The organism is Streptomyces cavernae, assembly GCF_004023625.1.
GTDB lineage: Bacteria > Actinomycetota > Actinomycetes > Streptomycetales > Streptomycetaceae > Streptomyces > Streptomyces cavernae.
Window position 1 is genome coordinate 215,560 of sequence record NZ_RPDJ01000017.1, and the last position, 20,185, is coordinate 235,744.

General features: G+C 70.1%; 18 protein-coding genes and 1 riboswitch. Of the genes, 2 read left to right on the forward strand and 16 right to left on the reverse strand.

The genetic code is table 11. The features are described 5' to 3' along the window. The first annotated feature begins 166 nt into the window (after window positions 1–166). Window positions 167–538 (forward strand): MarR family winged helix-turn-helix transcriptional regulator, encoded by a 372-nt coding sequence (locus EF387_RS28290; protein WP_238431752.1) that lies wholly within the window; start codon window positions 167–169, stop codon window positions 536–538. 79 nt (window positions 539–617) lie between these two features. Here the strand turns inward: EF387_RS28290 and EF387_RS28295 are convergent, their stop codons facing one another. The 3 genes from EF387_RS28295 to EF387_RS28305 all read right to left on the reverse strand — a co-directional run bounded on the left by EF387_RS28295 (window position 618) and on the right by EF387_RS28305 (window position 5,106). Further along, window positions 618–1,391 carry a DUF6250 domain-containing protein gene (locus EF387_RS28295; RefSeq protein WP_128379432.1) on the reverse strand — a complete coding sequence of 258 codons (774 nt, stop codon included), beginning with the start codon at window positions 1,389–1,391 and terminating at the stop codon, window positions 618–620. Between the two features lie 203 nt (window positions 1,392–1,594). After that, window positions 1,595–2,530: a M23 family metallopeptidase gene (locus EF387_RS28300; protein ID WP_128379433.1), complete on the reverse strand. Its 936-nt coding sequence runs from the start codon at window positions 2,528–2,530 to the stop codon at window positions 1,595–1,597. A 4-nt stretch (window positions 2,531–2,534) separates the two neighbouring features. After that, a riboswitch (cyclic di-AMP (ydaO/yuaA leader) is annotated at window positions 2,535–2,726 on the reverse strand. A 298-nt stretch (window positions 2,727–3,024) separates the two neighbouring features. Further along, window positions 3,025–5,106 (reverse strand): alpha-galactosidase, encoded by a 2,082-nt coding sequence (locus EF387_RS28305; protein WP_128379497.1) that lies wholly within the window; start codon window positions 5,104–5,106, stop codon window positions 3,025–3,027. Window positions 5,107–5,340: 234 nt separating this feature from the next. Here EF387_RS28305 and EF387_RS28310 point away from each other — a divergent pair, with 234 nt between their 5' ends. Then, on the forward strand, window positions 5,341–6,141 hold the full coding sequence (locus tag EF387_RS28310; protein ID WP_128379434.1) for a tyrosine-protein phosphatase: 801 nt from the start codon (window positions 5,341–5,343) through the stop codon (window positions 6,139–6,141). Between the two features lie 66 nt (window positions 6,142–6,207). Here the strand turns inward: EF387_RS28310 and EF387_RS28315 are convergent, their stop codons facing one another. The 13 genes from EF387_RS28315 to hpnC form a co-directional block, all read right to left on the reverse strand. Further along, window positions 6,208–6,327, reverse strand: a complete 120-nt coding sequence (locus EF387_RS28315; RefSeq protein ID WP_128379435.1) for a DUF6126 family protein — start codon at window positions 6,325–6,327, stop codon at window positions 6,208–6,210. Continuing rightward, on the reverse strand, window positions 6,324–6,962 hold the full coding sequence (locus EF387_RS28320) for a helix-turn-helix domain-containing protein (RefSeq protein WP_128379436.1): 639 nt from the start codon (window positions 6,960–6,962) through the stop codon (window positions 6,324–6,326). The genes EF387_RS28315 and EF387_RS28320 overlap by 4 nt, the downstream gene beginning before the upstream one ends. 68 nt (window positions 6,963–7,030) lie before the next feature. Further along, entirely contained in the window at window positions 7,031–8,455 is a 1,425-nt protein-coding gene (locus EF387_RS28325) for an aspartate aminotransferase family protein (RefSeq protein ID WP_128379437.1), read from the reverse strand. Then, window positions 8,452–10,398: a 1-deoxy-D-xylulose-5-phosphate synthase gene (gene dxs / locus EF387_RS28330; RefSeq protein WP_128379438.1), complete on the reverse strand. Its 1,947-nt coding sequence runs from the start codon at window positions 10,396–10,398 to the stop codon at window positions 8,452–8,454. The genes EF387_RS28325 and dxs overlap by 4 nt, the downstream gene beginning before the upstream one ends. Window positions 10,399–10,426: 28 nt before the next feature. After that, window positions 10,427–11,584, reverse strand: coding sequence for a flavodoxin-dependent (E)-4-hydroxy-3-methylbut-2-enyl-diphosphate synthase (gene ispG, locus EF387_RS28335; RefSeq protein WP_128379439.1), 1,158 nt, complete (start codon window positions 11,582–11,584; stop codon window positions 10,427–10,429). A 4-nt stretch (window positions 11,585–11,588) separates the two neighbouring features. Beyond that, window positions 11,589–12,611 (reverse strand): adenosyl-hopene transferase HpnH, encoded by a 1,023-nt coding sequence (gene hpnH, locus EF387_RS28340; protein ID WP_128379440.1) that lies wholly within the window; start codon window positions 12,609–12,611, stop codon window positions 11,589–11,591. Between the two features lie 5 nt (window positions 12,612–12,616). Continuing rightward, the gene (locus EF387_RS28345) at window positions 12,617–13,261 is read right to left on the reverse strand and encodes a phosphorylase family protein (RefSeq protein ID WP_128379441.1); all 645 of its coding nucleotides are present in this window, start codon (window positions 13,259–13,261) and stop codon (window positions 12,617–12,619) included. Continuing rightward, complete coding sequence (shc, locus tag EF387_RS28350) at window positions 13,261–15,267, reverse strand: squalene--hopene cyclase (protein ID WP_128379442.1); 2,007 nt, start codon at window positions 15,265–15,267, stop codon at window positions 13,261–13,263. The genes EF387_RS28345 and shc overlap by 1 nt, the downstream gene beginning before the upstream one ends. Before the next feature lie 151 nt (window positions 15,268–15,418). After that, window positions 15,419–16,555 (reverse strand): polyprenyl synthetase family protein, encoded by a 1,137-nt coding sequence (locus EF387_RS28355; RefSeq protein WP_128379443.1) that lies wholly within the window; start codon window positions 16,553–16,555, stop codon window positions 15,419–15,421. Further along, window positions 16,552–18,003, reverse strand: coding sequence for a hydroxysqualene dehydroxylase HpnE (gene hpnE, locus EF387_RS28360; protein WP_128379444.1), 1,452 nt, complete (start codon window positions 18,001–18,003; stop codon window positions 16,552–16,554). The genes EF387_RS28355 and hpnE overlap by 4 nt, the downstream gene beginning before the upstream one ends. After that, the gene (locus tag EF387_RS50135; RefSeq protein WP_420802633.1) at window positions 18,000–18,146 is read right to left on the reverse strand and encodes a DUF6380 family protein; all 147 of its coding nucleotides are present in this window, start codon (window positions 18,144–18,146) and stop codon (window positions 18,000–18,002) included. Before EF387_RS50135 ends, hpnE begins: the two co-directional genes overlap by 4 nt. Then, a complete protein-coding gene (gene hpnD / locus EF387_RS28365; RefSeq protein ID WP_128379445.1) occupies window positions 18,146–19,096 on the reverse strand; it encodes a presqualene diphosphate synthase HpnD in 951 nt (316 codons plus the stop codon). The genes EF387_RS50135 and hpnD overlap by 1 nt, the downstream gene beginning before the upstream one ends. Continuing rightward, a complete protein-coding gene (gene hpnC, locus EF387_RS28370) occupies window positions 19,093–20,001 on the reverse strand; it encodes a squalene synthase HpnC (RefSeq protein WP_128379446.1) in 909 nt (302 codons plus the stop codon). Before hpnC ends, hpnD begins: the two co-directional genes overlap by 4 nt. Between the last annotated feature and the right edge of the window lie 184 nt (window positions 20,002–20,185).

A 20,185-nucleotide genomic window follows, 5' to 3' on the forward strand; every position in this document is an offset into this window, starting at 1 on the left:
AGCCGAATGGGATCCGGGTCCGGATTCCTGTCCGGGGCCGGATTCCTGTCCGGGGCCGGATTCCGATCCAGTTCCAGGTCCGGATTCCGGTCCGAACCCGCAGGGCGGCAAAGGTCCGCTGACGATCTACCTCATCAAACAACTCGAACTGGCCATCCGCTCCTTCATGGACGAGGCACTCCGGCCGTACGGGCTCACGACGTTCCAGTACACGGCCCTGACCGTGCTTCAGCACCGAGGAGTTCTCTCCTCCGCCCAGCTGGCCCGCCGCTCCTTCGTCAGGCCGCAGACGATGCACGAGATCGTGCGCTCGCTGGAGGAGCGCGGGCTGATCGAACGCGCCCACGCCCCGGGCAACCGGCGGATCATGGAGGCGCGGCTGACCCGGGACGGGGAGGAACTGCTGGCGGCGTGCGCACCGGAGGTGCAGAGGCTCGAGGACCGGCTGATGCTCGACATGCCTCCAGAGCGACGGTCCGCGTTCCGCCGCGGCCTCGAAGACGGGTTCGCCTCCCTGACGGGACGGCACCACGCCTGACGGCTCGGACGGGCGGGCCGCCGAACGACCGCCCTGGGGCCTCCGGGGACGGCCGCCTCGGGGCCCGGGACTGCCCCGGTCAGAGCCGCCAGACCCGGAAGCCGCTGATGTGGAAGTGGCTCCACACCGTACGGAAGGCGAAGTGCCCACCTGTGTACGGCTCGGGGTCGGTGCAGTCGAAGACGAGCCGTCCGTTGTCCCACCACTGGACGGTCGAGCCGTTCGACACGATCCGCACCCGGTTCGGCTCGTTGGGCACGAGGAGCGGCTCGGTGTGGTCGACGATCAGCGGGCGCACCCCGGCCTGGCCCACATGGCGGCGCAGCCGGATGGTCGTGTTGCTGTTGGCGCCGTGGCCCGCGTAGTACGTCGTGAGGTGGTCGTACTCGGCGAGCGCGCCACCGCGCGGGGTGGCGAAGATGTCGTCCGGGGAACGCACGTCGGTGGCGTTCCAGAAGTTGTTCAGGTCCGAGACCCGGTCGTTGGCGCCACCCGCGGAGACGGGCGTGGCCGTGTACGCGATGACGTACGGCCCGGCGAGCCGCCGCCGGAACCAGACGGTGGCCCCGCTCGGCACATCGATGTCCAGCACGCCGCGTGATGCGGTGACGCTTCCGCCGTCCTGGAGTTCGGTGGCCCACTGGCCGAGACCGAGACGGAAGTCGTCGGCGGCGAGGAGCCGACGACGACCGCGCCCCGGGCGTCCGCCCACGGTGGCCGCACCCTTCGTGCGGTTTGCGGCACTTGCACTGTTCGTCCCGCTGTCGGCCTTCGCGACGGCCGCCGGGGCGAGAGCGGCTGACGCGGCACCGGCGGCGAGGGCGCCGAAGGCTCTACGGGTGGTCGTCGCCATGAGAGTTCCCCTCCGAAGTGACGGTGATGGTCACGCCGCATCGCACGTCCATCCACCACGGAAAGCGCTTGCTGGGGATCACTCTGCAGTCACCCCCGCCCCATGTCGAGACCCGCTGCCACCCAACGCGGAGGACCGGATCCGCGCAGCGGAGTCCGGTCCTCGGTGTTGGGGGTCACCCGGCGAGGGGAGGCACCCTTCGATCAGATGGACACGCCCTTCGAGCGCAGGTACGCCAGCGGGTCGATGTCCGAGCCGTAGTCGGGGCCCGTGCGGATCTCGAAGTGCAGGTGCGGTCCGGTCACATTACCGGTGGCGCCGGAGAGACCGACCTGCTGGCCCGCCGCCACGCGCTGCCCGGCCGAGACCGAGAGCGAGGACAGGTGGGCGTACTGCGCGTACTTGCCGTCGTCGAGCTGGATGACGACCTGGTTGCCGTAGGCGCCGCCCCAGCCGGCGGAGACGACGGTGCCGGCGCCGACCGCCTCGAGGGAGGTGCCGGTCGGGGCCGCGAAGTCCACACCGGTGTGGTAGCCGCTGGACCACATGCTGCCGGACATGCGGTACGGGGTACCGACCGAGGCACCCTGGATCGGCAGGGTGAAGCCGGCGACGTTGCTCGCGACGGCCTCGGTGCCCGTGTCGGCCTTCTTCGCCGCGGAGGACTTGGGCGCCGACGAGGACTTGGAAGCCGTCGACGACTTCGGCGCCGCGGAGGACTTGGGCGCCGTGGAAGGCTTGGGAGCCGCTGACGACTTGCCGCCGCCTGACGCCGCCTTGGCGCCGATCGTCAGCTTCAGACCGGGGTGGATCAGGGACGGGTCACTGCCGACGGCGGCGCGGTTGTCCTCGTAGAGCTTCTTCCAGCCGCCGGAGACGTGCTGCTCGTCGGCGATCTTCGCAAGAAAGTCCCCGGGCTCAACGGTGTAGGTCTTCGCGGCGGTCTTCTGCACGGCGACCGGAGCGGCCTGGACGGTCTTCTCCGAAACACTCTGAGTTGCCGACGACGGGGTCGCGGCATGCGCCCCCGCGGCGACCGTCAAAGGCAGTGCGATCGCGGCACCACCGGTGCCGGCAATGGCGATCGAGCGACTGAAACGACGGGTTTTGACACGACGGTGCTTACCCTTCGCGGGCATGACGAATTCCTCTCCGGCGCCTACGAGGTGAGCTGTCGGGTGCGGACTGGAGATGCCCGGCCGCGGCAATGCACGGCTTAACCCCAAGCCTGTTCCGGAGACCGGACCAGGCGTTTTACCTGTGGGTCCCCCGCTCCTGCCGAACACGGGTGAGTTGCGGTCTCCGGTCGGCGGCAGGATTCGGCGTTCCGACTGGATTGATGGGGAACGTAAGCGACGGTTACGCGCCGCGACAAGCCAAGGGCTGAGCTTTCGTCACTTTCTCTTGATCAATACCAGGAATGCCGATTACGCTCCGTTAACTCGGAACATGAGATCCCCCTTAACACCCTTAAAACACGGCCGAATTACATGAACATGACGGCGACGGACCGTCACGGATATGACGCTGCTCACGCGCGGTCGGCCGATGAGCTTTTACTCCAGGGCCAGTTGGGGCGAATTAAACCGAAACACCCTTAAGCCTTACCGTGCTACGAATTAGGACAGATCGATCAGATCCGGCGCAGTCGCAGCACGGTCGCGTCGAGGTCGCCGCGCAGTCCGGTGTGCAGCCCGTGGTGCTCCAGCACCGCCCCCCGGTGCACTTCACCCGTCTCCACGTTCCGGTACGCCGCCCCCCGGTCGAGGCCGCGCAGGCGCACCGGCGCCACCGGCTCACCGAACCGCTGGGCCTGGAGCCACGCGAGGACCACGGTCTCGTCGCCGTAGGTGTACTGGACCGCGCTCAGCCCGCCCTCCGGCGCCCGCAAGCGGTACAGGTCCCCGCGCTGCACGACGGGGCGTATCTCCTTGTAGAGCGTGACCCACTCGTGCGCCTCGGCCAGTTCCTCGTCCGTCCACTCGGTGAGGTCGCCGCCGATTCCGAGCACCCCGGCCATGGCGCTCACAAAGCGGAACCTGAGGGAACTGACCCGCCCGTTGAGCTGGGTGTTGGGGCTGTCGGTGACCCACGCGGCCATGACCCGCGCCGGATGGAGCTGACTGAAGCCGTGCTGGATGGAGAGCCGGTCCAGCGGATCGGTGTTGTCCGAGGTCCACACCTGGTCCGTGCGGCCGAGGATCCCGAGGTCGATCCGGCCCCCGCCGCCGGAGCAGGATTCGAAGGCGACGTGCGGATGGGCGGCCCGCAGCCGGTCCAGCAGGGCGTACAGGGCATGGACGTGGTCGACCCACAGGCGTTGCGGATACGCCTCCCCCGGCCAGCCGGCGTCGGTGAAGCAGCGGTTGAAGTCCCACTTCACATAGTCGATCGGGGCGCTGGAGAGCAGATTGTCGAGTTGCTCCCACAGATACTGCTGGACATCGTCACGTGCCAGGTTGAGCACAAGCTGATTGCGGAATTCCGTCCGCTTTCGTCCCGGTTGATACTGAATCCAATCGGGATGGGCGCGATACAACTCACTGTCCGGATTGACCATTTCCGGCTCGACCCAGATCCCGAACTGCATGCCCAGCGCGTGCACGTCGTCGGCCAGCGGCTTGAGCCCGGCCGGGAAGCGGTCCGGGTTGGGCGTCCAGTCGCCGAGCCCGGAACGGTCGCTGGTGCGGGTGCCGAACCAGCCGTCGTCCACCACGAAGAGTTCGACGCCCATCGCCGCGGCCCGCCGCGCCAGCGCACGCTGCTGATCCTCGGAGATGTCAAAGGTGGTGGCTTCCCAGGAGTTGAAGAGCACGGGACGGTCCTGCTCCGCGCCGGGGATCACATACGCGCGCTGGTAGGCGTGCCAGGCCCGGCTGGCGCCGCCGAAGCCGCCGTCGCTCCACAGTCCCGCGAAGACCGGTGTGGTGAAGGACTCACCGGGCTCCAGCCGCAGCAGGCCCGAGTCGTCGTACCCGGCGCCTCCGGTGATCTGCACCCGGCCGTCGGGGAGTTGGGCCACGCTGATGCGCCACGAGCCCGACCAGCCGAGCGCGCAGCCGTACACCTCCCCGCGCTCCTCGGTGGCACCTTCGGCGTCCAGCGCGACCCAGGGCAAATGCTGGTGCCCGGTGTGGCCGCGCCGACTGCCGATGATCTTCTCGCCGTAGGTCAGGTCCGTGCGCACCAGTTGGGACTCGGCCGCCCACCGGCCGTGCAGCTGGGACAGCCGCCAGCCGTCGCGCTCGGGCAGCGTCCAGGTCGCGGAGTCCGCGCGCAGCAGCTCCAGCGACCGGTCTCCCTGGTTGCCGAGGGTCACCCAGCGCTCGACGACGTCCGTGGCGGGCCGCATCCGGTAGTGCAGGGTGATGGCGAGTCCGGCGTCGGTGAACCGCAGCCGCAGTTCCTCCCCGTCCGTCTCGTACTCCTCGAACCGCCACTCGGTGCCGCGCCGCTCCTGAGTACGCACCGACAGCGCGGGCCGCACGAAGCGGGGGCCGCCCTCGACCGGGTACTCCTCGCGTCCGTCCAGCTCGGACTCGAAGGGCCAGTACTGCGGCTCGGGCCGGGCGGCGAGCGCCTCGGCGTCGGCGAGCGTGACGCGCGGACCCCAGTGCAGCTGGAGCAGCTCGTCGCGCTCGGTCAGTCGCAGGGCGTAACCGCTGGTGGGACCGGTCAGCAACCAGGTCCGACCGTCCTTGCCGATGTCCACCATCACGCCCCCACAGAGTCGAACAGCCACGCCCAAGCCCCAACATCATCAAGGTCCACAGGCCTCCTCCGCAACGCCTGTGGACAACAAGCCGAAGCAGCGCCGACGGTCTGTGGACAACCTCGAGGCCCGGCTACCGGCCGCCTGTGGACAAGTCGTTGGCCCGTGAAGCCGTGTCGTATCGTCGGATTCGCGCCCGCCGACAACAGCGTCCGCGGCCGAGTGGGAGGAGTGCCCGTGACGGAGCAGGTCCCGTCGACCGAGCCCGAGCTGTCCGGGGTGCGAAACTTCCGTGACGTGGGCGGTCTGCCGACCGAGGACGGCCGGCGGGTCGGACACGGACGGCTGTTCCGCAGCGGCCATCTCGCCCATGCGACGGACAGCGACGCGAAGTTCCTCGCCTCGCTCGGCCTGCACACGATCTTCGATTTCCGCAACGCGGCGGACATCAAGCTCGAAGGGCCGGACGTCGAGCTGCCCGGCGTGCGCAATCTGAACCTTCCGCTGACGGACCCGGCGCACGGCGCGGAGTTCTGGACGATGGTCCGGGACGGCGATCTGGACCAACTGCGCCGCCTGCTGGCCGACGGCAAGGCGGCCAACCGGATGATCGGCTCGTACCGCAAGATCATCACGGAGCGCACCGCGGAGCATGCGCAGGTACTCAGGGAGCTGACCGAGGACAGTGTGCCCGCACTGATGCACTGCGCGGCCGGCAAGGACCGGGCGGGCCTGTCGATAGCGATCACGCTGCTCGCCGTGGGCGTGGAGCGCGACGCGATTCTGGCCGACTACCTGGAGTCGGCGGCCCTGCACCGCCGCTACCGGGTCCGCCGCAACGGCAGCGCGGCCAAGGCGTACAGCCCCGAGGTGATGGAACTCCTCGACCCGCTCTTCGACGCCCGCGCGGAGTACCTCTCGGCGGCCTTCGACACCATCGAGGAGACCTGGGGCGGCGTCGACACCTATCTGGAGCGGGGCCTGGGGCTCACGCCGGAGGCACGGGAGACGCTGCGCGATCGGCTTCTCGAGGGCTGACCCCCTACTCCCCCTATTTGCCCTGCTTGCCCTACTCCCCTACTTGTCCTGCTGCACCCTCTTTGCCTACTTGGCACCCGCCTCGAACAGGAAGTAGATGAAGGCCGCGAAGACGTGGCCCACCGCGATGTAGATGATCAGCCGCACCCACAGGGCGCGCGGGAACTTCTCTTCCATGTCGCTCATGACGGCTCTCCTGTGGTCGGGTGCCCGGTGACCGGGCCCAGGCAGAGCGCGGTGGCGGGGCTCTGCAGCAAGGTGTGGACGAACAGCAGATCGGCGCCGTCCTGGTCGGCGGCGGCGATGCGGTGCGGGGTCAGCGAGTCGAAGTGCGCGCTGTCTCCCGGCGCGAGGAGGTGCGTGGTGTCGCCGAGGCGCAGCCGCAGCCGGCCCTTCAGGACGTGCAGCCACTCCTCCCCGGGATGGACGCGCACGATGTCGCCCTGGGCGCCGTACGGCACGTGCACCCGCAGCGCCTGCATGCCGCGGCCCTGCGCTCCGGCCTGCCAGTAGGTCCAGCCGCCGGCCCGGGTCGGTTCCATGTCCGCGGCACGGACGATCGCGTCCCGGTCGGCGACCGTCTCGCCGAGCAGTTCCGAGACCGTCGTACCGTAGGTGCGAGCGAGCGCGAGCAGCATCGGCAGGGAGGGCTGGCGCTGTCCCGTCTCCAGCCGGGAGAGGTGTGCGGGTGAGAGCGCGGCTGCTCGGGCCGCGGCCTCCAGGGTGAGACCGACTCGGCGGCGCAGTTCGCGCAGGCGAGGGGCAACGGCGGAAACCTCGGCGGAGGGCTCTCCGGCCGCCGCCGGCTCACTGGGGCTCATGCCTCGATTCAGCCAGAGCCTTACCTGAGAGGCAAATTCCTTGCCTCAGAGGCAAAACGCCAAAACGCCTACCGATTCGCCACCGCCTGCCTCACCAGCGTCTTGCCGAAGTCCCACATCAGCCCGCCCTCATGCGCGTCGTCCATCACCGCGGTGAACGCCGCCACGAAACGGTCCACGTCCTGATCGTCGATGATCAGGGGCGGAATGAGTTTGATCACTTCGAGATGGTCGCCGGAGACCTGCGTGAGGATCCGGTGCCGTTGCAGCAGCGGTACGACGACCATCTGTGCGAAGAGGCCCTTGCGGGCCGCCTGCAGCATGGTCCAGCGGCTCCGCAGCTTCAGCGACTTCGGCTTGCCGAACTCGATGCCGATCATCAGGCCCCGGCCGCGGACGTCACTCAGCAGCTCGTACTTGTCGATCAGTGCCGAGAGCCCGGACTTCAGCCGCTCGCCCGTGGCCCGGACGCCGGCGACGATCTGTTCGTTCTCCATGACCGACAGCACGGCGAGCCCGGCCGCCATCGCCTGGGCGTTCGAGCCGAAGCTCGCCGAGTGGACCAGAACCCGGTCCATGGACGAGTAGACCTTCTTGAAGATCCATTCCTTGCCGAGCGTCGCGCCCACCGGGACATAGCCGCCCGACAGCGCCTTCGCCACGCACACCAGGTCCGGTTCCACCCCGTCCTCGTGCTGGTAGGCGTAGAAGTCGCCGGTGCGGCCGAGTCCGGTCTGCACCTCGTCCGCGATCAGCAGTGCCTTGTGCCGGTGCAGCAGTTCCTGCGCCGCGCGCAGATATCCGGGCGGCGCCTCGTGCACGCCCTTGCCCTGGATGGGCTCCACGATCAGGGCGGCCACATCGCCCTTCCTCACCTCCCGTGCGAGAGCGTCGAGATCACCGAGCGTAACGGCGGTGTCGGGCAGCAGCGGCGCGAAGCCGTCCCGGAAGCCGGTCTCGCCGTTCACGGAGAGCGAGCCCGTCGTCAGGCCGTGGAAGGCGTGCGCGCAGTACAGGATCCGCGGTCTGCCCGTGGCGTACCGGGCGAACTTCAGCGCCGTCTCGACCGCCTCGGTACCGCTGTTGCCGAAGAACACCCGGTCCAGGTGCGGGCTGTGGGTCAGCAGTTTCTCGGCCAGCAGTCCGGGCAGCGGCTGGCAGTCGAAACGGGTGAGGTCGGCGAGCGAGGCGTCGAGGACGTCGTGCAGTGCCTGGCGGACGACGGGGTGGTGGCGGCCCAGCCCCATCACCCCGAACCCGGCGAGCATGTCCAGGTGGTCGTTGCCGTCCGCGTCCCAGAAGTGCGCGCCCTCGGCCCGCTCGTAGACCTTGTCGAAGCCGATGGTGTGCAGCATCCGCGGGAGCTGGTGGTTGAGGTACTTGGTGTGCAGCTCATAGCGCTCGGCTCCGCGCTCGGCCAGCAGCGCGCGGAGGTCGAACCCCTCGGCGGGGGACGAGGAAGCGGACTGGGGCGACGGTTCCGCGGTGGTCATTCCTTTTTCTCCCTGGATTTCACCTTGGGTTTCGCCTTGGACCGGTCGTCGGACTGTTCCTTGGACCGCTCGTCCTTGGCGGCCAGGCACGCGCTGACGCGCCCGGCGATCTCGACGGGCGTCAGGCCTATGTCGGCGAGCACCTCCCCGCGTTTGGCGTGCGGGAGGAACTGCTCCGGAATACCGAACCGGCGCACGGGCACGTCGACGTCGGCGTCCCCGAGGGCCAGCTCGACCGCCGAACCGACCCCTGCGGACCGGCTGTTGTCCTCGACCACCGCGACGAGCAGGTGCTCGGCGGCGAGCCCGGGCAGCGCGGCGTCGACGGGTTTGACCCAGCGGGGGTCGACGACCGTGCAGCCGATGCCGCGCGCCTCGAGCAGTTCGGCGGCTTGGAGGCAGACCGGGGCCATGACGCCGACGGCCACCAGCAGGGCCTGCGGGGTGCGCGGGTGGCGGTGCAGTACGTCCAGGCCGCCGACACGGTCCACCGCCGGAACCGGCTCCCCCACCGACTCCTTCGGGAAGCGGATCAGGGTGGGCGCGTCGTCGACCGCGACCGCCTCCCGCAGCTGCGCCTTCAGCTGGTCGGCGTCGCGCGGTGCGGCGATCCTGAGGCCGGGTACGACCTGGAGTATCGACATGTCCCACATGCCGTTGTGCGAGGGCCCGTCCACCCCGGTGACACCGGCCCGGTCCAGTACGAACGTGACCCCGCAGCGGTGCAGGGCGACGTCCATCAGCAGCTGGTCGAAGGCCCGGTTGAGGAAGGTCGCGTACACGGCGACGACGGGGTGGAGGCCGCCGGTGGCCAGGCCTGCTGCGGACACCGCCGCGTGCTGTTCGGCGATCCCCACGTCCCACACCCGGTCGGGGAACCGCTCGGCGAACCTGCCGAGCCCGACCGGGTGCAGCATGGCGGCCGTGATCGCCACGACGTCCTCGCGCTCCTCGGCGATCGCGACGATCTCGTCGCCGAACACGGAGGTCCAGGAGGGGCGGGTGGCGGGCGCGAGCGGCTCGCAGGTGAGCGGGTCCATCACGCCGACGGTGTGGAAGTGGTCCTCCTCGTGGGCGAGCGCGGGTTCGTAACCGCGGCCCTTCTCCGTCAGGCAGTGGACGAGCACCGGTCCGTGGAAGCGTTTGGCGCGCCGCAGCGCGGACTCCACCGCGCCCACGTCGTGGCCGTCGATCGGGCCGACGTACTTGAGGCCCAGGTCCTCGAACATGCCCTGCGGTGCGAAGGCGTCCTTGAAGCCCTTCTTCGCGCCGTGCAGGGACTCGTACAGGGTGGTCCCGACGACCGGGGTGCGCAGCAGGACGTCCTTGCCCCAGGCCAGGACCTTCTCGTAGCTGTCGGTCGTGCGCAGGGTGGCGAGGTGGTTGGCGAGGCCGCCGATGGTAGGTGCGTAGGAGCGCTCGTTGTCGTTGACGACGATGATCAGCGGGCGGCCCTTGGCCGCGGCGATGTTGTTGAGCGCCTCCCACGCCATGCCGCCGGTGAGCGCGCCGTCGCCGATGACCGCGACGACGTGCCCCTTCTCGCCCTGCACCTGCCGGGCCTTGGCGAGACCGTCCGCCCAGCCGAGTGCGGTGGAGGCGTGACTGTTCTCGATGACGTCGTGCTCGGACTCCTCGCGCGACGGGTACCCGGACAGACCGCCCTTGCCGCGCAGCTTGGAAAAATCCTGACGGCCTGTCAGGAGCTTGTGCACATAGCTCTGGTGACCGGTGTCCCACAGGATGCGGTCGACGGGTGACTCGAAGACCCGGTGGAGTGCGACGGTCAGTTCCACCACCCCCAGGTTGGGCCCCAGGTGGCCGCCGGTGCGGGCGACCGCGTGGACCAGGAACTCGCGTATCTCCTCGGACAGTTCACCGAGCTCCGCCTCGGACAGCGCCTTCAGGTCGCGTGGTCCCCGGATACTCTCCAGAATCGTCACGCTCGGGCCCCCTCTCGTTCCGTGCTGTTCAGCTCACGGTGACGGCCGGCTCCCCCGGCCCGACGCCGTCGTTCTGCATCTGTTCGGCGATCTTCATGGCCTCTTCGATGAGGGTCTCGACGATCTTCGATTCAGCGACGGTCTTGATGACCTCGCCCTTCACGAAGATCTGCCCCTTGCCGTTGCCGGAGGCGACCCCCAGGTCCGCCTCCCGCGCCTCCCCCGGCCCGTTGACGACACAGCCCATGACCGCGACGCGCAGTGGCACTTCCATGCCTTCGAGGCCGGCCGTGACCTCGTCGGCCAGCTTGTAGACGTCGACCTGGGCCCGTCCGCAGGAGGGACAGGAGACGATCTCCAGTCGGCGCTGCCGCAGACCGAGGGCCTGGAGGATCTGGATGCCGACCTTGACCTCCTCCACTGGAGGCGCGGACAGCGAGACGCGGATGGTGTCGCCGATGCCCTCGGCGAGCAGCGCCCCGAAGGCGACGGCGGACTTGATGGTGCCCTGGAACGCCGGTCCGGCCTCGGTGACACCGAGGTGCAGCGGGTAGTCGCACTGCGCCGCCAGCTGCCGGTACGCCTCGATCATCACCACCGGGTCGTTGTGCTTGACCGAGATCTTGATGTCCCGGAAGCCGTGTTCCTCGAAGAGGGACGCCTCCCACAGCGCCGACTCGACGAGTGCCTCGGGCGTCGCCTTCCCGTACTTCTTCAGCAGCCGCTTGTCGAGCGAGCCGGCGTTCACCCCGATACGGATCGGGGTGCCCGCGTCGGAGGCGGCGCGCGCGATCTCCTTGACCTTGTCGTCGAACTGCTTGATGTTGCCGGGGTTCACCCGGACGGCAGCGCAGCCCGCGTCGATGGCCGCGAAGACGTACTTGGGCTGGAAGTGGATGTCCGCGATGACCGGGATCTGTGACTTGCGCGCGATCGTGGCGAGCGCGTCCGCGTCGTCCTGCGTGGGGCAGGCGACCCGGACGATCTGGCAGCCGGACGCGGTGAGTTCCGCGATCTGCTGCAGCGTCGCGCCGATGTCCGAGGTACGGGTCGTCGTCATCGACTGCACCGATACGGGTGCCCCGCCCCCGACGGGCACCGGCCCGACCTGGATCCGCCGCGACACGCGCCGCTCGGCGATCGGCCGCGCGGGCGCCTCGGGGACGCCCAGGGATACGGCGGTCATGACATCACCCGTTGTTTCCGGAGACGGTCTCGCGCATCGCCCGCAGGGACTCCTTGAGGGAGCCCATGGTGGCCAGCACGGCGGTCGGTTCGTAACCGCAGTGCGCCATGCAGTTGGCGCAGCGCGGGTCCTTGCCGCGGCCGTAGGCGTCCCAGTCGGTGTCCTCGATCAGTTCCCGGTATGTCGGGACGTACCCGTCGCTCATCAGGTAGCACGGCTTCTGCCAGCCGAAGAGCGAGTAGTTGGGGATCGCCCACGCGGTGCACGGGAAGTCGACCTTGCCCTCGAGGAAGTCGAGGAACAGCGGCGAGTGGTTGAGCCGCCAGCGGCGCCGGTTGCCGCCCGAGAAGGCCTTCTTGAACAGTTCCCGGGTCTGCTCGACGCCGAGGAAGTGCTCCTGGTCGGGCGCCTTCTCGTAGGCGTAGGCGGGCGAGATCATCATCTCGTCGACCTTCAGGTCGTCATTGAGGTAGTTGAGGACCTCGATGACGGTCTGCGGGGTGTCGGTGTTGAAGAAGGTCGAGTTGGTGGTGACCCGGAAGCCGCGCCGCTTGGCCTCCTTGATGGCCTCCACGGCCTCGTCGAACACGCCCTCCTTGGCCACGGACTCGTCGTGCCGCTCGCGCAGCCCGTCGATGTGCACCGCGAACGCGAAATACGGCGAGGGCCTGAACTGATCCATCTTCTTGCGCAGCAGCATGGCGTTGGTGCACAGGAAGACGTACTTCTTCCGAGCCACCAGCTGCCGCACGATCTCGTGGATCTGAGGGTGCATCAGGGGTTCGCCGCCCGCGATGGAGACCATCGGCGCACCGGACTCCAGCACCGCCCCCACCGCCTGCGCCACCGGCATGCGCTGCTTCAGCACTCCCGCCGGGTGCTGGATCTTGCCGCATCCCTCACACTTCAGATTGCACGCGAACAACGGTTCGAGTTCAACGATGAGCGGAAACTTGTCCCGCCGGCGCAGCTTCTGTTCGAAGAGATACGTCGCCACCTTGATGGACTGGCGCAGCGGCATGGCCATCTGGCTCACCTCCGGGGGAGCAGCAAAGAACGGTGCCAATCGAAGAAAGCGGGAAGGGCGGAACGAAGGACACGGAAAGCAGATATTCCACCGCGCACCGTGCCGATACGGACCAGTTCATGTTCTGGAGCGTCCACGATCACCCGCACGGCCGCAACCGGGCGCGGACCCGACCGGACGGCGCTGTGGAGCGTGGCGGCTGACTCCATGTCGGTCGCGATCGCGCCGGTCGCGAGCAGTTCCGCGCGTTCGGCCCCACGCACGATGTGGTCGGAGCCGATGAGCGGACCGACGTGGACGGTGCGCCTGGGCACCGCCCGGGTCAGTGCCTCGGCCAGGACGTCGGTGCCGTCGCACGGCGTGCTCCCGCGCGGGTCCCGGGCCTCCTCCGCGACGACGAGGTCACCGGGGCGCATCCCGGGGGCGAGCCCGGCGCAGAAGCCGGTGGCCATCACGGCCGCCTGACGCAGCTCCGGGACGCCGAGCCCACGGGTGACCGCTTGCTCGGCCGCCTTGGGCCCCATGCCGGTCCGCAGCAGGGTGACCGGCCCGCCGGCCCCGTCGGCGCGGCCACCGGTACGCAGGGCGAGGTGCTCGATGCCCAGCGCACAGGCGATCAGCAGCGGGGCCGCGGCGGGCGGGGCGGTCATCAATGCCTCTTGAAGAGGGCAGGTTCGCCGTTGACGTACCGGCCCAGCGCGGTGAGCGGGAACACCTGTCGGTAGAGGTGGTAGTTGATCGAGAAGTCCCACGGGAAGCCCGTACCGGTGAAGTACGGCTCGTCCCAGGAACCGTCCTCCCGCTGGGTGCGGGCCAGCCAGGTGATACCGCGCTCGACGGACTTGGCGTCGCCCTCGTCCGCCGCGAGGAGCGCGAGCAGCGCCCATGCCGTCTGGGAGGCCGTGGAGGCGCCCCGGCCGCTCCACTCGCCGGCGTAGCGGTAGGAGCGCAGATCCTCGCCCCAGCCGCCGTCGTCGTTCTGCACACGCTCCAGCCAGGCCACCGCCCGGCGGATCGCGGGGTGCGCGGCCGGGAGTCCGGCGGCGACCAGTGCGGGGACCACCGACCCGGTTCCGTAGACGTAGTTGACGCCCCAGCGGCCGAACCAGCAGCCGTCCGGCTCCTGTTCGGCCAGCAGCCATTCGATGCCCCGCCGGGTGCGCGGGTCGTGGGCCAGCCCCTCGACGGCGAGCATCTCCACGACATGCGCGGTGACATCGGCGGACGGCGGGTCGATCACCTCCCCGAAGTCGCAGAACGGCAGCCGGTTGGGGAACGGGCTGGTGTTGTCGACGTCGAAGGCGCCCCAGGCGCCGTTCTTCGACTGCATGCCGAGGTTCCAGCGCACCCCGCGCCCGACCGCGTGGTCCACCCGCCGTGGGTCGTGGTGCTTGACACGGCGCAGCGCGAGGACGACCTCGGCGGTGTCGTCGATGTCGGGGTAGTTGTCGTTGTGGAACTCGAACGCCCAGCCACCCGGCGGCAGTTGTGGTCTGCGCACGCTCCAGTCGCCGGGCCGCACGATCTGTTCGCCGAGCATCCAGTCGGCGGCCTTCACCAGTTGCGGATGGTCCGCGGGCAGGCCCGCGTCGGCGAGCGCGATGGTGGCGAGGCAGGTGTCCCACACCGGGGACTGGCAGGCCTCGATCATCCGGGCGCCGTCCGCACGCCACACCGCGTACCGGTCGAGCGACGCCAGCCCCTCCCGCATCACCGGGTGCTCGAGGTCGTAGCCGAGCAGGTGCAGCGCGATCAGCGAGTACACCGCGGGCGGCTGGATGCCGCCCCAGCAGCCGTCGTTCTCCTGCCGCTCGATGATCCAGCGGGCGGCGCTGTTCATCGCCGCCTTGCGCAGCCGACGCGGCGCGACCCTGCGGTACAGGTGCAGCGCCTTGTCCAGGCGCTGGAAGACCCCGTCCCAACTCGTGGCCGGGGCAAGGGGCTTCACGGGGTTCGGGTCGTCCGGGTCGGTGTGCAGCTCGTCGAGCGGGAACGGTGCGGGGCGCACCGGGCGCTTCGCGGAGACGATGGTCAGCGGCACGATGGTCTGCCGGGCCCAGCATCCGAAGTCGTAGATGTTGAGCGGCACCCACGGCGGGAAGTAGATGAGCTCAGGCGGGAGTTCGGGCAGGTCCTCCCATTTCCACCAGCCGAACAGGGAGAGCCAGATCCGGGTGAAGACCCGCGCCGCGGCGATGCCGCCCTGTTCGCGGATCCACGCGGACGCCTTCGCCATGTGCGGCTCGTCCGGCGCGTCACCGGCGAGCCGCAGGGCGACGTACGCCTCGACGGTGGTGGAGAGTTCACCGGGTCCGCCGTGGAAGGTGACCCAGGTGCCGTCCTCGCGCTGCTCGCCGCGGATGAACAGGGCGGCGGCGCGGGTGGTCTTCTCGTCGCGGATCCCCAGGAACTGACGGAGCAGCAGGTCCTCGGCGTCCATGGTGACGTTGGTCTCCAGGTCGCCCTTCCACCAGCCCTGGGCATCCTGCCGCGCGAGCAGGAAGTCGGTGGCGCGCTGTATCGCGCGCGCGGCGGCGTCTCGGGTCTCGACCGTCCCCGCCGCCCGGGGAGTCGGATCGGTGTTCTCACTCGGTTCGCTGGCCGAGGCAGCGCGGGGCGGCAGTGCCCCGGTGCTTCCGTCGGTCGTCGCTGTCATGGCTTCCCCTTCGTGCAGTGGCATGTCATCTGCTGTGGGTCCGCCGTCGGCCGGTGCCGTTCCACCGTGGGGGTAGCCCCTGCTCGAACGGAGTCGAGAGCTGGGGAAGCACCGGCCGGCGACTAAGCGAGGTTCGTCCGCCCGATGAAGGTCATCTCTTTCGTACGACGACGAAGTCGGCGAGTGCCACGAACCGTTCTCTGACCTGGGCCGGCATGGGAACGGCGTCCAGTGCCCCGAGAGCGATCGTGTGCTGACGACGGGCCTCCTGAGCGGTCCACTCGCGGCCGCCCGCCTCCTCGATGAGCGCCGCCCGGGCGGCGAACTCCGCTTCGGAGAAGTTCTCGAAGTCGCTGGCCTTGGCGTCCGCGGCGAGCAGTTCGCCGAGCCGCTCGGAGGCGGTTCCGCCCGCCGCGAGCGCGGCCACCACCGGCAGCGACTTCTTGCGCTGGCGCAGATCGCTCCAGGTCTGCTTGCCGGTGGCCACCGGGTCGCCCCAGATGCCCAGCAGGTCGTCCACGGCCTGGAAGGCGAGGCCGAGGTGGTAGCCGTACTTCTCCAGGGTGTCCGCGGTGTGGTCTTCGGCGCCGCCGAGCACCGCGCCGATGGAGGAGGCGCAGGCGAGCAGGGCGCCCGTCTTGTTGCCCTCCATCTCCAGGCACTCCTCGACGCTGACCCGGTCGCGGTGCTCGTAGGAGATGTCCTGCGCCTGGCCGTCGATGAGGGCGCGGGTGGCGGTGGTCAGGCGCCGGGTGGCGCGGCCCGCCTCGACGGTGCCGAGCTCCAGCAGGATTTCGTTGGCCAGCGCGAAGAGGGCGTCGCCGACGAGGATGGCCTGCGCGGGGCCGTGCACCTTCCAGACGGTGTCGCGGTGGCGGCGCTGTTCGTCGCCGTCCATGAGGTCGTCGTGCAGGAGCGAGAAGTTGTGCACCAGTTCCACGGCGACCGCGCCGGGTACGCCCACCTCGGGGGCGCGGCCGGCGGCCTCGGCGGACAGCAGGGCGAGCGCGGGCCGCACGGCCTTGCCGCCGTCGCCCTCCGCGGGGTTGCCCTGGGCGTCGATCCAGCCGAAGTGATAGGCGGCGACGGTGTCCATGGGCGGCGCCAGACGGTCGATGGCGGCCCTAAGCACCGGGGTGGCCAGGGTCCGGCCGCGCTCCAGAAGCGCGGTCACGTCCACCGCGGTCTCTCGAGCGGCCGTCGAGGCCGGGGGCACAGTGGGCACTTTCTCTCCTCTTGTTGCGGTACCGGGAGTGCGGGGGCCCGATCCGGGCGCATCGATCCTCATGCCGCCTCCTCGAGAGCCTCGGAACCGGCGAAACCCTCGAAGGCTCCGCGGAGGTGGTCGCGGGACCGGCCGAGCGTGCTCAGCGCGGCGTCCGCCGCACCGACTCCGCTGCGGACCGCACTCTCCATGGTCGCGGGCCACCCGGTGGCGGTCCACGATCCGGCCAGGTAGAGGCCGGGTGCCTTGGTGCGCGCGCCGGGCCGCAGCCGCCCGACGCCGGGGGCGGGAGCGAACGTCGCCGTGCGCTCCCGGGTCACGAAGAAGTCCTTCACCCGCGCCCCGCGGGTGGCGGGCAGCAGCCTTTCCAGCTCGGGCAGATAGCGCTCGCGCAGTTCGGCGACGGGCTTGTCGATCTCGGCCCCCGCGGCCGACTGGGACAGGGCCAGGTACTGGCCGTCGCTCAGCCCGGAGGCCTCGGTGCGGTCGAAGACCCACTGCACGGGAGAGCCGAGCGCAGCGAAGAACGGGCGCCTGAGCACCGTGCGGTCGTAGACCACATGGACGTTGAGGATCGGTGCGGTGCCGATCTCGAGGAGCCGCTCGGGGGTGTCGAGGGCGCCCGCGGGCAGCAGGTCGTACGCCTCACGCTGCGGTACGGCGAGGACGACCGCGTCCGCGTCGACGCTCCCGCCGGGCAGTTGGACCGACCAACGCCCGTTGTCGTGGAGGGAGACGGAGGTGACGCGGGTACGGACTTCGGTGCGCACACCCGCGGAGTCGAGCGCCTTGCGGGCCATCCGGTCGTGCAGTTCGCCCAGGGGTACCCGGGCCCACCCGATGTCGGCCGCGCCCGGGTCGGAGAGCAGCCCCGTCTTGAACACCATCGCGGCGAGCCCGAGCGAGGCGTCGCCGGCCACCGCGTTGAGGGTGGCGACCCCGACGAGGTCCCACAGTGCCTCGACGGCACGCGCCGACTGACCGTGTGCGGCCAGCCAGCTGCCGAAGTCCTGTGTGTCGAGAGCCGGATCGTCGAGGTCGAGGGCCTGGAGCGCCAGTGCGGCACGCCCCACCTTGGCACGCTCGACGAGCGAGAGATGCGGATAGGTGGCGAGGCTTCGCCCGAGATGCAGGGGCACGGGCAGTCGGTCGCGCCGGAGTCTGCCGAGTCTGCGCCCGGGCCGGCCCGCGGCGTCGAGGACCGGCACGTCGAGACGATCCTGCAGCGGGGCGAGCGCGGCCGCGTCGATGCGGTCGAGGAACCACCGGTAGGCGGTGCAGCAGCGCAGGTACACATGCTGGCCGTTGTCGACGGTGAGCGTGCCGCGCTGGAAGGAGAAGGCGAGCCCGCCGAGCCTGGGCCGGCCTTCGAGCAGGGTGACGCGCACCCCGGCGTCGGCGAGCGCCAGCGCGGCGGTGACACCGGCGAGCCCCCCGCCGACGACCACGGCGGTGGCCCGTCCCGGATCGCCCGGTGCGTCCCCGTCCGGCTGTGTGGCGTCGGTGTTCATACGCCCTCCCCTGCGGCCTTGCCGAGGAGCGTGATCGATGCGCGGCAGGCCGTTGAAGTCAGGGACGCAGCCCGGGAGCGGAGGGTTGCGTGCCACTTTCCACCGAGGGGTTCACCTTGGAACGGATTGACCGATTCCTCCATCAGGCACGCCTCCTGACGACCCGCCGGGACACATGCCGGGCGTCGACGCCGGAGAGGCCACGCACGGCGACGTACGCCTTCTCGCGTCCGGGGAGCGAGACCCGGCCGCGCAACACCGCCTCGGGCTCGCGTTCGATGCGGTCGAGGAGCCGGCGGTAGATGCCGGCCATGGCCGCGACACAGGCGCCGCTGCGCCGGTCCAGCATGGGCAACAGCCGGTAGCCCTCGGCGAAAAGAGCGCGGGCCCGTCGCACTTCGAAGTGCACGAGGCCCGCGAAGTCGGAGCCCTCGGGTGGTTCCGGTCCTCCGAAACCGGCCGAGCAGCCGAATTTTGCGAGGTCGTCGGCGGGGAGATAGGTCCGCCCGCCCTGCGCGTCCTCACGGATGTCTCTGAGGATGTTGGTGAGTTGCAGGGCGATCCCCAGGGTGTCGGCGTACTCGGGGGCGCGTTCCGCGCCGCGCGCGCCCGGTTCGGTACCGAACACTCCGAGGGAGAGCCGGCCGATCGCGCCGGCCACGCACCGGCAGTACACCTTCAGGTCGTCCCAGGTCTCGTAGGCCTCGCCGCGCACGTCCATCAGGACGCCGTCGATGAGTTCGTCGAGCCCGTCGAGCGGGATGGGGAAGTGCGCGGCGGCGTGCGTCAGGGCGACCGCGACCGGGTCGGTGTCGTCCTCGTCGACCGAACGGGCGCGGACCCGGTCGAGCAGGGCCCGGGTGCTCTCGAGCCTGGCCGCCTTGACGTCCGCGTCGAGCGCGCCGTCACCGATGTCGTCGACGCGCCGCGAGAACGCGTAGAGCGCCGACATCGCGCGGCGCTTGGGCGTCGGCAGCAGCCTGATGCCGTACGCGAAGTTCCGTGCCTGCTGTCCGGTGACGGCCTCGCAATAGCTGTACGCGGCGAGTACCGGTGCGGACACGTGTGATGGAGAGTCCACGGTCCGGATCACCCCTCTCCTCGCAGAGTCACGCCCGCCTCGCGCAGCAATCGGAGCTTGCCGGGCTTGGGCGGGCCGGGAAGTACGTCGTATTCGGCGGCGGCGATCGCCTGGATCGCCGCCCTTCCCCCCGCCACGAACCCCGCAAGAAGCAGCCTCAGCCTGCCGTGGACGCTACCCACCAGGGGGGTGCCTTCATTCAGCAGGTCACGGGCGCGTTCTGCTTCGTATGCAACCAGCGCGCGCACCGATGCGCCTGCCGAGGAGGTGGCGAGATCCGCCTCTTGGACATGGAAGCGCTTCATGTCCGCGGCGGGCAGATAGATGCGGTCGCGGCCGAGGTCCTCGGCGACGTCCTGGAGGTGTTCGACGATCTGCAGCGCGGTACAGACGGCGTCGGAGCGGCGGACACGCTCGGGCGTCGAGGTGCCGGTGACGGCGAGGACCAGCCGGCCGACGGGGTTGGCGGACAGTTCGCAGTAGGCGAGCAGGTCGTCGTAGGTCTCGTACCGCCGCACCAGCTGGTCCTGACGGTTCGCCGCGATCAGGGCGAGGAAGGGCTCGGGGGTGAGGCCGGCGCGGCGGACGGTGGATCCCAGTCTGCGCAGCAGCGGGTGACGAGGTGTCGGACCGGCCGGCTCGAACACCCTGCGGAGGTCGGTTTCGAAGGCGTCCAGAAGGACCAGCCGGTCCTCGGCCTCGTGGGGGGCGACACCGAGGAGACGAGCGTCGGCGCCACCGGGTGCGAGATCGCCGTCACCGATGTCGTCGACGAGACGGGCGAAGCCGTAGACGGCCATGAGGTCGGCGCGCCACGCCCTGGGCAGGAAGAACGGCGCCACCGGAAAGTTCTCGTCCGCGGCCTTGCCGAGCGTGGCGCGCTCCGGGTCGCCGGCGCGCGTCCCGGCTCCCGTCACCGCTCGCTGCCCGGCGCGGGGACGGCTGAAGCGTCGGGGAGCTGGAGAGTATCCGTAGCCATTGCCGTCACGTCTCCCGTTCTACACTGCCGACCCAACACATCCCATTTCGGACACGCCGCCCGGGCGTCGGCGGCGCGCGGCCGCCGTCGGAGGGCCCGGCGACCTGGTACACCGTGTGCCG

Excerpts from the sequence above, each read along its gene's own strand:
- EF387_RS28290 (WP_238431752.1), top strand. The coding sequence starts at position 167 with ATGGACGAGGCACTCCGGCCGTACGGGCTCACGACGTTCCAGTACACG.
- EF387_RS28295 (WP_128379432.1), bottom strand. The coding sequence starts at position 1,391 with ATGGCGACGACCACCCGTAGAGCCTTCGGCGCCCTCGCCGCCGGTGCC.
- EF387_RS28300 (WP_128379433.1), bottom strand. The coding sequence starts at position 2,530 with ATGCCCGCGAAGGGTAAGCACCGTCGTGTCAAAACCCGTCGTTTCAGT.
- EF387_RS28305 (WP_128379497.1), bottom strand. The coding sequence starts at position 5,106 with ATGGTGGACATCGGCAAGGACGGTCGGACCTGGTTGCTGACCGGTCCC.
- EF387_RS28315 (WP_128379435.1), bottom strand. The coding sequence starts at position 6,327 with ATGAGCGACATGGAAGAGAAGTTCCCGCGCGCCCTGTGGGTGCGGCTG.
- EF387_RS28320 (WP_128379436.1), bottom strand. The coding sequence starts at position 6,962 with ATGAGCCCCAGTGAGCCGGCGGCGGCCGGAGAGCCCTCCGCCGAGGTT.
- EF387_RS28325 (WP_128379437.1), bottom strand. The coding sequence starts at position 8,455 with ATGACCACCGCGGAACCGTCGCCCCAGTCCGCTTCCTCGTCCCCCGCC.
- ispG (WP_128379439.1), bottom strand. The coding sequence starts at position 11,584 with ATGACCGCCGTATCCCTGGGCGTCCCCGAGGCGCCCGCGCGGCCGATC.
- hpnH (WP_128379440.1), bottom strand. The coding sequence starts at position 12,611 with ATGGCCATGCCGCTGCGCCAGTCCATCAAGGTGGCGACGTATCTCTTC.
- EF387_RS28345 (WP_128379441.1), bottom strand. The coding sequence starts at position 13,261 with ATGACCGCCCCGCCCGCCGCGGCCCCGCTGCTGATCGCCTGTGCGCTG.
- shc (WP_128379442.1), bottom strand. The coding sequence starts at position 15,267 with ATGACAGCGACGACCGACGGAAGCACCGGGGCACTGCCGCCCCGCGCT.
- EF387_RS28355 (WP_128379443.1), bottom strand. The coding sequence starts at position 16,555 with ATGAGGATCGATGCGCCCGGATCGGGCCCCCGCACTCCCGGTACCGCA.
- hpnE (WP_128379444.1), bottom strand. The coding sequence starts at position 18,003 with ATGAACACCGACGCCACACAGCCGGACGGGGACGCACCGGGCGATCCG.
- EF387_RS50135 (WP_420802633.1), bottom strand. The coding sequence starts at position 18,146 with ATGGAGGAATCGGTCAATCCGTTCCAAGGTGAACCCCTCGGTGGAAAG.